General features: G+C 44.2%; 6 protein-coding genes. All 6 read right to left on the bottom strand.

Annotation, left to right across the window (positions count from 1 at the left end):
* Window positions 1-136: 136 nt before the first annotated feature.
* Window positions 137-526: a 30S ribosomal protein S9 gene (rpsI, locus tag JHC35_RS07570; RefSeq protein WP_295043725.1), complete on the bottom strand. Its 390-nt coding sequence runs from the start codon at window positions 524-526 to the stop codon at window positions 137-139.
* A gap of 9 nt (window positions 527-535) precedes the next feature.
* On the bottom strand, window positions 536-958 hold the full coding sequence (rplM, locus tag JHC35_RS07565; RefSeq protein ID WP_294915949.1) for a 50S ribosomal protein L13: 423 nt from the start codon (window positions 956-958) through the stop codon (window positions 536-538).
* 81 nt (window positions 959-1,039) lie between these two features.
* Window positions 1,040-3,742, bottom strand: coding sequence for a RecB-like helicase (locus JHC35_RS07560; protein WP_295043721.1), 2,703 nt, complete (start codon window positions 3,740-3,742; stop codon window positions 1,040-1,042).
* Window positions 3,732-6,077: a PD-(D/E)XK nuclease family protein gene (locus JHC35_RS07555; RefSeq protein WP_295043719.1), complete on the bottom strand. Its 2,346-nt coding sequence runs from the start codon at window positions 6,075-6,077 to the stop codon at window positions 3,732-3,734. The genes JHC35_RS07560 and JHC35_RS07555 overlap by 11 nt, the downstream gene beginning before the upstream one ends.
* 92 nt (window positions 6,078-6,169) lie before the next feature.
* The gene (locus JHC35_RS07550; protein ID WP_295043715.1) at window positions 6,170-6,676 is read right to left on the bottom strand and encodes a FixH family protein; all 507 of its coding nucleotides are present in this window, start codon (window positions 6,674-6,676) and stop codon (window positions 6,170-6,172) included.
* Window positions 6,676-7,337, bottom strand: a 662-nt coding sequence (locus JHC35_RS07545; RefSeq protein ID WP_295043713.1) for a 3-dehydroquinate dehydratase, incomplete at its 5' end; no start/stop codon positions are given. The genes JHC35_RS07545 and JHC35_RS07550, both read right to left, overlap by 1 nt.

The following is a 7,337-nucleotide window of genomic DNA, read 5'->3' as shown; positions in this document are numbered from 1 at the left end:
TTAAACTTATGTTGTGAATTAGTAAAAAAAGAAATCTGAAATGATTGAAGAAAGAGTGGAAGAAAATTCTTCCCAAAAAGGGAAGAAATAACGATTAACGTTTTCAAGGAAACTGCTAATAGTTCCCAAGGAACTATTAACGTTTTGAGAATTGTGGAGAACGGCGCGCTTTGCGTTTACCCGGTTTTTTACGCTCAACAACACGTGAATCACGGGTGAGCATTCCAAACGGTTTCAAGACAGCACGGAATGACGGATCAAACGCACAAAGAGCACGTGAAATACCGTGGCGGAGTGCATCTGATTGTCCAGAGAAACCACCGCCCAATGTTGTTGCGTTGATATCTACTGATGTATCTTGTTTAGTCAAAGAAAGCGGTTGAGTAACACGCAATTTTTTTGCTTCAAGACCACCCAACCATGCGTCGAGTGAAAGACCGTTTACAGTGATTTTACCTGTACCCGGAGCAAGCCATACTTTAGCGATCGAAGTTTTTCTTCTGCCGGTTGCATACGTTTTTGCCATTATTTATCCTTACTTAGCGATCTGCGCAGAGTGTGGATGTTCAGCACCTGCATAGACTTTGAGTTTTTTCAACATCGCGCGACCCAATTTTGTTTTAGGAAGCATACCGCGAGCTGCAAGTTTGAAAACTTTTTCTGGGTTAGTAGCCAAAAGTTCTGTAAATTTTTCGCTTTTAACGTTACCGAAGTAACCTGTGTGGCGGTGATATGTTTTAGTAGCAGTTTTTCCGTTACCGTTGATAACCGCTTTTGACGCGTTGATAATAACAACAAAATCACCGCAGTCAATGTTTGGCGTAAAATAAGGTTTGTCTTTTCCGCGTAGACGAGCAGCAACATCGGTCATAATACGACCGAATGTTTTCCCCTCAGCATCGATCAAAACCCATTTACGTTCGATTTGCTCAGGTGAAGCAATTTTAGTAAATTTCATCTTGAGTCCCCTTTTAAAGTCTCTATAAATAGTGGCGCAATTGTACCTATTTATTCTTATAATTTACTGAAATTAAGTTTTTTATAAGCACTTTACCCATTCACACCGATCTTCCATCAAATAACACACGTACCCCTCAACCGGCTCACCTTTGATCGATTGTATGGCTGAGGCATAACGGCCGATCTGTTCTTGATGCTTTGCCTCTTCTTCCCGCCCGCTTTTATAATCGATAATAATCCAGCCGCCGTTGCGTTCGACCAAAAGATCGATCACACCGATATTTCCGTTGTGACGGATCATCTGCTCTTTGTAATAGCGTCCTTGTATCAGTATACTAAAATGCTCATCTTCAATCAGATGCGTAATCCTTTTTTCAATCTCACCCAACGCTTCCGAATGCACAATAGCGCCATAACGGTTTCGGGTCGATTCGAGGGCATGCGCAAGCGATTGAGGGGTAAAGTCCCCCATCATCTCCAGCGTATAGTGCAGTGCGACTCCAAACTGTACGGCGGCATAATCGTGTGTCGACTCTTTGATAGGTCGCAACCCCTCATCTTGACGACCGAATTTCACCCCTTCGTAATGCAACACTTTTTCGGCGACAGGGGGTTTCTTTGTACGCGGTTTTACTTCCAAAATCCCCCATGCAGCCGGAGTCAGTTCGAGAGGATCAAACCATGAGTTTTTCGTTTTTGCGATCACGCTCAACGATTCGACTGCACGGGTTAATGCGACATACAATGCATTAAGCTGATCCTCATCAGCGGCTCTTTTCTCCGCTTCCAGTGCTTTCGCATAGATAGGATCAATCTCTTGACGATCCTTGATCCGATAATGCATTCCCCGCAGCAAAGACCCCTCATACTCGTAAACGATGGGGTCGTTATGATTTCGTCCTTTTCCCAAACGGTCCAGAACAATCACATGTTCAAACTCCAGCCCCTTGGATTTGTGTACCGTCATGATCCGAATCCCCTTCAAATCGCTCTGCGGAGAGGTACTCTCCAATCGCTCAATCTCAAAGACCACCTGTTCAATATCACGGTATCCTCTCAACGCTTCGATAAACATCAAAGCGCTTTTGTCGGCAATGTTAAACCGACGGACGAAGGCGATAGCCGCAGACATCACCTCATCGACATCTTCTTTTATAATAACCGATTCCTCTACACCTAATAGAGCCGCACAGTTGGAGCGGTATATTGCTTCTTCGAAATAGCCATAGCGCAAGTATTCAATAATGGCACGGACACTGCGTTGTGAAATAAGCCGTGCCGTCGTCTCCGTCACCACATCGTATCCGCGCTCACTCAACACCTCTTCTACCGCACTTCCATCTTTATTGGTTGCCGTCAATATAGCGATCTCTTCGGGCTCTACCCCTTGAGAGATGAGCATAGCTACCCGCTCGACGAGGCTGGACAATAATTCATCGCTGCAAAGAACCTCAACATATCCCCCTTTTGAGTGAGCGGGAGTATCCTGCGGCGTATACCCTTTTATTTTCCCCAAAAATGCCCGATTCACAAAATCGACAATCTCGCTTTTGGAGCGATAATTGACTTTGAGCGGCTCTAGCGTCACACCGAAATGCTCCGCCACTTGATGAAACAGCGCGCTTACTCCTCCGCGAAAACGGTAAATCGATTGTTTGACGTCTCCGACGAAAAAGAAACTCCCCCCCTCATTCACCCCAACACCGGATCGGATCTCTTCGATGAGCGGACGGAGAATATCGAACTGAATCACGCTCGTATCCTGAAACTCATCGAGCAACAGGTGTTTGATACGGGAGTCAAGACGAAAATAGAGAAAATCACTCTCCAGTTTTTCGCGCAAAAGGGTATGGACATTGAGGGTGATGTCATCAAAACTGAGCTCATTGTTTTGAACGGCCATACTTTGACGGCTTTTTATGTAGATCTTTAAAATTAAAAAGAGCTCTTTGAAATAGAGCACTTCACGACGGCGCATCTGCTGAGCGACAGCACCCTGAAGCCGATGAAGCAACTCATCCATTCGAGGCTCAAACCCTTTTTTAAAAACCCAATAGTTCATACTTGGTTGAACAAGCCATGTTTTTTTTAAAAGCGCTTCAAAGTTCTCTATCTCTACCGCTTTATTGGCGGTTGGACTTAACCCTTTGCTTTGAACGAGTACGGAAAGTTCTTGTGCAATGCCCATGGCTTGTTCCGTAGTGTCAGCAGGGACACTTACCCCATTGTACGCATCGAGATTTAGCTCTTTGTATTTGGAATAGAGTGAAGAGAGGAGTGAAAACAAATCCGCAAGACGCTTATCGCTTAGTATTGAGAGATGAACCAAAGCTTCCTCTGAATGCGATACCTCTATTTCGTTTAAAAAACGTTCCAGCAATGCGCTCTCATGATGATTCTGAACCGTTTTAAACGTCGGCATCAATCCCGCATTGAGGGCAAATTTACGCAAAATTCGTCCAAAAAATTTATCCAGTGTCGAGATCTGGACATCGGAGCGGAGAAAACGGGAGAGGATTTTCGGCCGCTCTTGCAAAATCTCCTCTTCACTTTTTCCGCATAAACGGGAAATTTGCGCCAATTCGCTTCGTGTTGGAAGCTCCTCAAGAGTGAGAATAATCCGCTCCAGCATCTCATTAGCCGCTTTGTTGGTAAAGGTCAAAGCCACAATCGAAGAGGGAGTCTCCCCCATAAAGAGTAGGCTCAAATAACGGACGACAAGGTTAAAGGTTTTGCCGCTCCCCGCACTCGCCTCATAGGCCAAAAACGGTTCAAACGCCACGCATCACCTCCCGATGGCACAAATAGGTGTAGGGACAATGTCGGCATCGACTGAGATCCTCACACATTTCCCAATTCCATACTTTTTGAGAGGCCATATGGGCTAAAATCTCTTTGAGTTTCATCACTTTTGCCTCTAAGTGCTGCTCGAATTTTATCTCCCCTTTGGACAGATCATAATATCCGCATCGCGCTACTTTCCCCAATTTTTGAGCCAAGAGGGCATAAACGCTGAGCTGATAATCGACATCGCTCTCTTTTGGTTCTTTCTCTGTTTCGGGAACTTTACCGCTTTTATAATCCAACACTTCGAGTTCGCCGTTGGTTTCATCGATTCGGTCGATTCGACCTATCAATACAATCCCCTCTACCCGCACACTCTCTTCTTTTTCGGTATAAAGAACTTTGGAGCCGTTGCCAAAACGGAAGGCTTCCAAATGACAAAACCCTTCGAGCTTATCGAGCCATAGCCGTTTCATATGCCTCTCAAGGGGGTCGGATGAGTGTTTTTCCTCCCATAACGTTCGAATAGCATTGTGAATTTCTGCCGAGCTCTGATAGCTGTTTTGCGCGTTATACACCCTCTCCAACGTGCTGTGAAGTTCATTGCCGACATCTTGTTCCTGTGAGAGATCACGCGGGAGTTCATGCTCTTTGATATGGGCGATGTAACGATAATAAAATGAACGTTTGCAGCTCAGAAACGTTTTAATACCGCTAGCCGAGAGGGGCTTGAGCGTAAAATCGTATTCGCTCTCATAGCTTCTCACAACGCGCTCATAAAACTGCGGTGAGGGAAATAATACCTCTTCATATCGATAGCGTGAAGGGGTACTTTTGATCCCCAATTGAAGCAAAAATCGAGATGGCACCGATTCAGCGTTTTGGACACACCCGATCGCCACCTTCGTTGCTCGATTAAAGAGGATTGAATAATAGTGTTTTTGAAGCGATTCTCGATCATGGGCGCTGGGAAGTCCGGCATATTCACGGGTTTTGGTGTTTAAAAAGAGATCTTTTTCGCTCTTATGAGGAACATACCCCTCATTGAAATCGATCACTACAACCCCATCAAACACCATTCCGCGCGTCTCAAGCAGCCCCATGACGGTCACTTTTCCACCCCGAATATCATCAATACTTCGCTGACGCAATCGGTTCATAAAAATTCGAAATACCGCTTTAAACTCCATCATCTCCAACGCATGTGCCAGATGGCTGAAACGTTGCAGCTCTTCACGGACGATTTCCAATGATTCGCCTTGAGTCTCCTCGTCGCACATCCCGATCAACTCTTCTAAAAACGAGAGACGAAACGCTTGATGATAGTGGGATTTAAACCACTCGATCATTTCACCATTGATACTACGCAGCCGCTCACGGTTGAGCACACTCGCCTCTTCTAAAAAGAGGGTAATATTTTCCCACATCCGATATAGGGCACTCTTAGAAAATGCTTCCCCCATTGCGAAGTTGAAATTCTCTTCGATATCAAATTTTTTGAGCAACTCCGCGGCCTCTTCATCCGGAAGGACCACCGCAATTTTTTCAGGAGCAATCCCTTCGCGGACAAACGCCTCTACAGATGCTTTGATAAATCCGATTTGCGCAAGACGTGTATGAAATACCTCACACATAATATCTCGATTAAACGATAGCAGCTTTTCATCCGCTATCGTTAATGTGCTCAGTGAGAGCTGATACGCATACCCCTCTTTTAGCTCAAACCCCATCTCTTTGAATCGATCGGTCATTTTTCGGTTATAGGCGGTTGTGTTATAATGGATACCTATCTCCAAAAATTTCGCACACTCTCTGAGGAGTGCAATTTCATAACGACTCAGATACCCCTCGACAACGATTCTGATCGTCTCAAAATTTTGGAGAAAATCGTGTTGAATCTGCGCTTGTTCACTGTTGAAAATTCGATCTGCCCACCCTGCTTTCAGACAAATCTCCCGATAGCGCTCCCTGAGTCGCCCCAAAATCGCAATGTGCTCTTCGTATTCACCGTATACATCGACTTTTTGAAGTGTCTCCACATCGACTTGTTCTCCGGACAATTCTTCAAAAAATCGAAACAGATATTCCGAATTTTGAATAAAACTGAAAAAATTTCGCTCGATATTGAGTGCTGAAAAACCCGAAAAATTGGATGCTTCATGCATCGCCAAAAGGCGAAGATCTTCATCAGGAACGATTTTTCCCTTGACAACGTACGCACGAGAGAGAAACTCTCCCATACTCATCATATGGGGGATGATGCTCTCGCTGAATGTGGCAACCGCCTCGCGAATACAACGTGACGTTGGATAGACTATACACTCTTTATTCATAGTCCCTCTAGGTTTGTTTATGCATCATTAACATGATAATTGTCAGTATTGTAGAGTATTTCCCCTAAGGGGAAGAAGTTGTTAGGAGAAAATTAAAATTCGGTTGTCTTCGGGTTTCGGGTATCGGCTTTGATATTGTAGTAACGCTGATCGTTTCCTACAGAGACTTTTGCCAAAATATCCCACCGCCCCGGTTTTGGAAGCAAAACGGACGTAAACGTATACTGTCCATTGTTAACCGACGGATTCGATAAATTAATATCGAGTTTCGTCGTATCAGGACGGGTTAAAACTGCCTCAATTTTAGCATTATTGATCGGATTTCCCTCTTTATCATTCACTTGATAAATAATAGTTGTATTATTTTCAGCAATCTGAGGTGTTTGCCAAGCAATAGAGTATTTTTTGTCAAACGCAATCTTCGCATTGATAATGTCGTTTGCATTTGTATCATACTCTTGGTATTTTTGCATCCCATAATCCGACATCTCTACTGGATTGTTGATTGCCGCTTTGATTGTTGCGATACCAAACCCAATAACGATTACAGTTGAAACCGCAATAATTATAGGCCACTTTGTGCCGGGATTTTTAAACATCAATCGTCCTTTTTACGTCGAAAATACCGTCCATAGACATATCTAATAACAGCGTACGCTATGATACCGTAAAAAAGTAACCGCAAAAGATCGATAAAATTTTGGCTCCCGCTTCCGGCAGAGGAGCTAAGGGTTACCCCATGCGCTGCAGCGATTTGATCCGCCGTATCGCTGTAACCGTTATACATTGCAACAGAATACTTTTGAACCGTTTCGCCCCCCTTGGTTTTTTCCGCCAAAATCGGCAAAATGGTCCCGCCACGATTAACAATCAATTCTTTGGCCTCATCATAGCTTCGTGCAAACATGATCGCACTTACTACTGAGCCGATAAACGTAGCGTTCGGGCTAAGAATCTGTGATTTATTAAAATGCTTATATAATGAGACGGGGCGTGCCAAAATGTCAACTTGCTGCTGAAGTTCCACAAATGTCATAATAACCGAGGGTTCACCGACTTGTGCGGCTAATTGTCTTTCAAAATCCGCAACACTTTGGTTTTGATCCAGATCACGCACCATAACCAAATAGAGCGAAACACCCGTCTTAGCTTTTAATTCAGCACCGATTGCATTGATTTGTTCTGCAAATTTCGGATTGTTGACAACATCATCTTTATATAAAAATTCAGCATGCAAGGAGAGGGTAAAAAAAGCCAGAA

The organism is Sulfuricurvum sp. (genome assembly GCF_022759005.1).
GTDB lineage: Bacteria > Campylobacterota > Campylobacteria > Campylobacterales > Sulfurimonadaceae > Sulfuricurvum.
Note: the sequence above shows the minus strand (reverse complement) of the source record. Positions and strands in the feature narration are given on the sequence as shown.

Excerpts from the sequence above, each read along its gene's own strand:
- rpsI (WP_295043725.1), bottom strand. The coding sequence starts at position 526 with ATGGCAAAAACGTATGCAACCGGCAGAAGAAAAACTTCGATCGCTAAA.
- rplM (WP_294915949.1), bottom strand. The coding sequence starts at position 958 with ATGAAATTTACTAAAATTGCTTCACCTGAGCAAATCGAACGTAAATGG.
- JHC35_RS07555 (WP_295043719.1), bottom strand. The coding sequence starts at position 6,077 with ATGAATAAAGAGTGTATAGTCTATCCAACGTCACGTTGTATTCGCGAG.
- JHC35_RS07550 (WP_295043715.1), bottom strand. The coding sequence starts at position 6,676 with ATGTTTAAAAATCCCGGCACAAAGTGGCCTATAATTATTGCGGTTTCA.